The 3879-nt window shown below is 36.3% G+C and carries 3 protein-coding genes; 2 read left to right on the top strand and 1 reads right to left on the bottom strand.

Annotated elements, in window-relative coordinates; genetic code table 11:
- The first annotated feature begins 57 nt into the window (after window positions 1-57).
- Window positions 58-1767, top strand: a complete 1710-nt coding sequence (locus AC3AX0_RS08920; protein WP_487549948.1) for a 5'-nucleotidase C-terminal domain-containing protein — start codon at window positions 58-60, stop codon at window positions 1765-1767.
- Window positions 1768-1899: 132 nt separating this feature from the next.
- On the opposite strand, the gene AC3AX0_RS08915 is transcribed toward AC3AX0_RS08920, so the two are convergent.
- Entirely contained in the window at window positions 1900-2115 is a 216-nt protein-coding gene (locus AC3AX0_RS08915; protein WP_487549947.1) for a hypothetical protein, read from the bottom strand.
- A gap of 341 nt (window positions 2116-2456) precedes the next feature.
- Between AC3AX0_RS08915 and AC3AX0_RS08910 the strand changes: the two genes are divergently transcribed.
- Window positions 2457-3335 (top strand): hypothetical protein, encoded by an 879-nt coding sequence (locus AC3AX0_RS08910; RefSeq protein WP_487549946.1) that lies wholly within the window; start codon window positions 2457-2459, stop codon window positions 3333-3335.
- Window positions 3336-3879 lie beyond the last annotated feature (544 nt).

Genomic DNA, 3879 nt, shown 5'->3' with positions numbered 1-3879 from the left:
TAATTATAGATACAGAATAAACTTACATAACACTAAATTAAAAGAGGAGGTCTTTCAATGAAAGGCAAAAAGTTTCTTGTTTTTTTTATCGTGTTAACAATGTTAATTAGTACTATGGTAATGCCGGCATTCGCAGCTAGCTATCAGGTGGTTGGCGGAGATACGTTATACAAGATAGCTGCCATGCATGGAGTGACGGTTCAGGATATTGTTGATGCAAACAGTATTGCAAATCCTAATATGATTTATCCGGGGCAGATGCTTAAGATTCCTGATGGAACTGAAATGGATATGGAGATGCCGATGAAGGATTCGGTTAAGATAACCATAGTCCACACCAACGACATTCATTCAAGAGTGTCTGAAGGCAAGTATGATGGAATGGGATATGCCAAAGTGGCAACAATAGTTAATCATGAAAAATCTATGAATACCAATGTAATTGTTATGGATGCAGGAGATGCATTCCACGGACAGACAATATCAACACTTAATGATGGTGAGAGCATAGTGAAAATTATGAATGCAGTAGGATATGACATAATGACTGCTGGAAACCATGATTTTAACTATGGACAGGATCGGCTTCTTGAGCTTGCAGATATGGCGGATTTCCCAATAGTTTCAGCCAATGTATTTAATGCGGATTATACATCATACCTGCCAGCTTATAAAATAATGGAATACGATGGAGTGAAGGTTGCTATATTTGGACTAGCTACTCCTGCTACTACATTCATGACCCATCCTGACAATGTAATAGGACTCACTTTCTTTGATCCTATTGTAATAGCAAAGATGATGACTGCCCAGCTTGAAGATGAAGCGGACATAATAGTATGTCTGTCACACCTTGGCGTAGAAGGTAAATATACAAGTGAAATGGTTGCAGAATATGTTGATGGCATAGATGTAATAGTTGACGGTCACAGCCATACGGTAATGGAAACAGGTAAACTTATCAATGATACCTTGATTGTTCAGGCAGGTGAGTATACCAAGTATGTTGGTATAGTTAACCTTGAGCTTAAGGATGGTATGCTTATGAAATCTGCCAAGCTTATAACTAAAGAAGAAGGTGTGGCAATGGAAGCTGATGCTGATATAGTTGCCCTGATTGACCAGATAAAAGCTGAAAATGAAGTTATAACTTCAGTCGTCGTAGGTTCGACAGACATTCATCTTGACGGTGAAAGAGCGGATGTAAGAACGGGTGAAACCAATCTTGGAAACCTTATTACTGATGCAATGCTTGATGAAACTGGAGCTGACATTGCATTTACAAACGGTGGCGGCATAAGGGCTTCCATCGAAAGAGGAGATATAACAAAAGGTAATGTAATTACCGTCCTTCCTTTTGGAAACTATGTTGTAACCAAGGACCTTACAGGAGCACAGATTGTAGCTGCATTGGAAAACGGCCTTACTGACTACCCTGAAGCCAAAGGCGCCTTTCCTCATATAGCAGGTATGGATGTTGTGTTTGATCCTTCAATGGATGCAGGAAGCAGAGTTGTTTCAGTTGAAGTTAACGGAGAAGCCATGGATATGGAAATGCTTTATTCAGTAGCTACAAATGACTTTTTAGCAGCTGGTGGAGATGCATACGAAATGTTCAAGGAAGCAGTAATAACAGGAGAATACCCTGGTCTTGACGAGATATTAATAGAGTATATCCAGATGAACGGAACAGAGGGATCTGAAGTTGAAGGAAGAATACTTCCAATAGATGAGGTTTCAATTCTCTATATGGATATAGTTGCCTGATAATAGTTGGAATTGAATAAATAATTTAGTTGAATTGTACTCCCGGCGCAAGAATATGCCGGGAGTATTTTTTTACAAATATTGAAATATGTTATCTCCAATAAAAAACAAAGATCTGAAATCAGATCTTTGTTATCTTTTCCATATTCTTTTAGCGTCTATTAACAAACTCAAGTCATAAGTCTGCAACGTAAATTCCTGTCCGTACTTGTCTATGGGTTCTGCCATAGCCTTCATACAGATGAAACTCGCATCTGGATGATTTAATTCGACTTTGTTAATAACATAGTTGTTTTGGAGTAGATACTCCAGTAATTCCTTGTCTGTCATAAAATCAACTCCCATCATTAACTTACTTCTATTATAGCAAATGAATCCATGTTCTACAAATTAATATACTAATTGAAATGGTAAAAAGACATACTAAGGAAGAATGGAGTATTTTATAGTTGAAGTAATCAACTACCTCCTACTCGATTTGTAAGGAAACTAAACAATATGATTTTGACTTAAATAATATTGAATAATATACTAAATAAATATATACTAAATATAATTATAATAATAAGAGATTAAAAACTGCAATGTGAGCAGAGATTATTAGAAATATATTGTTGCTGAGATGACATGTTTATAGAAAAGAGTAGTGTCTTAGTTGACATTACCTACTTGAATATGGAGGAGTATATATGAAATCAAGAGTAAAAGATTTATCCACCTATGTGAAGAATAACTTGAGGTTTTCTATACTTTTACTAATAGTAGTAGTAGTAGTTATTAATATTGCAACGTATATATATTCTGATTTAAGCAATAGAAATATGGGTAGTGAATCAAATAAAGTTGTAGTCGATTCGGATTCCAGTGGTATTGCATTTAATGGAGAAGGTGTTTTAAAAGATATTATTGAAGGAAACATTGCAAATGGAGAAGAATTGAATGACATTAATCTCCATTCGGATAGTACGGATGAAATATTTGATGAAAACGGCGAACAGCAAGTAAATGAAGCGGATGGTACGGATGAACAGATAGAGGAAAAGGGAAAACTACTTACTTATGAAGATATTATGGCCGCTGTAGAAAAAGAAAAGCTTGAAAACGAGGATGAGATAGCAGATATGGCAGGAGGAGCACCGGATAGCAATGAAGAAGAACCAGAGCCTGAACCAGAGCCAAAGCCCGAACCTAAACCCGAACCTAAACCCGAACCGAAACCCGAACCTAAACCCGAACCGAAACCAGAGCCGGAGCTTAAGCCTGAGCCCCCTGTGGTTGAAGTGAAGAATATAGAATTAATAATTCATATACATTTTGAAGATGAAAACGGTAAGGCATTGCCTGCTGAGAAGGTTGAAATCACCGTCAGTAGAATTGGAGGTGGCTACTTAAACAGTGCCTTCAGTGACGGAGAGGATGCAAGATTAAATGTTACTGACGTGGATTGTGTAATTAGTGGAGGAGCGGTGCCTGGTTTTGTAAATGAGGGAAACAAGGAAGTATATCTATCTCAAAATGGAGATGATTATGTTAAGCATATCTCTTATAAATATAAAAAGACATTATAATGGATAGCTATTGATGATTGTTGACATTGAATATTATTGAAATAGGAGAAACACCTGTGAAAGATTCTTTTGCAGGTGTTTTAATTTTACTTAAGAAATGCTATGGTCACTATCCGCTTTGCATCTAACGCGACTATGTCGCTGTGACCTATTTAACGCAGCAGAGCTGCTTTCTTGTTTGAATTCAGATTAAAGCTATCGAAGTGTATGATGATATTCAATTAAAACGACTTCAAAGCAAAGGTTTTATTACTTCTAAATTCGCAAAATCTTCTCTTGGACCTAAAAGAATGTATTATAATATTGCAAATGAAGGGAAAGAATAGCTTGGTGAATTCGTTGGAATGTGGAACAATATCTCTGCTAATGTTAACGAGTTGCTTGAAAGGAGTGATTTGGACTGCTTGCTAACTGATACTAACGTAAACAAAAAAACAATGCTTTTCACGGTGCTAAAAGTAACAATATTGCCTTAAAATGAACTAAAAACAAGTTGATATAACAATAAAACCGATGTTATGCTATACTATATGTAGTGTTAATA

Source organism: Dethiosulfatibacter sp. (assembly GCF_983023055.1).
Note: the sequence above shows the minus strand (reverse complement) of the source record. Positions and strands in the feature narration are given on the sequence as shown.

Coding starts and splice junctions, on each gene's coding strand:
- AC3AX0_RS08920 (WP_487549948.1), top strand. CDS start 58: ATGAAAGGCAAAAAGTTTCTTGTTTTTTTTATCGTGTTAACAATGTTA.
- AC3AX0_RS08915 (WP_487549947.1), bottom strand. CDS start 2,115: ATGATGGGAGTTGATTTTATGACAGACAAGGAATTACTGGAGTATCTA.
- AC3AX0_RS08910 (WP_487549946.1), top strand. CDS start 2,457: ATGAAATCAAGAGTAAAAGATTTATCCACCTATGTGAAGAATAACTTG.